Below are 517 nucleotides of genomic sequence, written 5' to 3'. Positions count from 1 at the left end.
ATCAAGCCGGGCGCGGCGCAGAAGAAGATGCCGATGTCGGCCTACGACGGCGCGCTGGGTCGCTTTGACGGCCTGCGCAACGCCAAGGGCAGCACACCGACCGCCGAGATCCGCAACCAGATGCAGCGCGTGATGCAGAACCACGCTGCCGTGTTCCGCACCGGCGAGACGCTGGCCGAGGGCGTCAAGCTGATCGCCGAAACCTACGCCAGCTTTGCCGACGTCAAGGTGTCGGACCGTTCGCTGGTGTGGAATTCGGACCTGATCGAAACCTTCGAGCTGCAGAACCTGCTGGGTCAGGCCGTGGGCACCATGTCCGGTGCCGAGAACCGCAAGGAATCGCGTGGCGCCCATGCCCGCGAGGACTACAGCGATCGCGACGATGCCAACTGGATGAAGCACAGCCTGATCTGGGTGGACGAGAAGGGTGCGCCGCGCATTGACTACCGTCCGGTGCACATGACCACGCTGACCAGCGAGGTCGATCCGGTGCCGCCGAAGGCGCGCGTGTACTGAG

Annotated in this window: 1 pseudogene; it reads left to right on the top strand. The window is 65.2% G+C overall.

The annotated features are described in order from the left end of the window. Window positions 1-516, top strand: a pseudogene (locus ACQY6C_RS14990) (succinate dehydrogenase/fumarate reductase flavoprotein subunit); the annotation flags it as partial. Window position 517: the final 1 nt, after the last annotated feature.

It is taken from the genome of Altererythrobacter sp. (genome assembly GCF_050299635.1).
Lineage (GTDB): Bacteria > Pseudomonadota > Alphaproteobacteria > Sphingomonadales > Sphingomonadaceae > Erythrobacter.
This window is presented reverse-complemented; position numbering and strand designations above follow the sequence as displayed.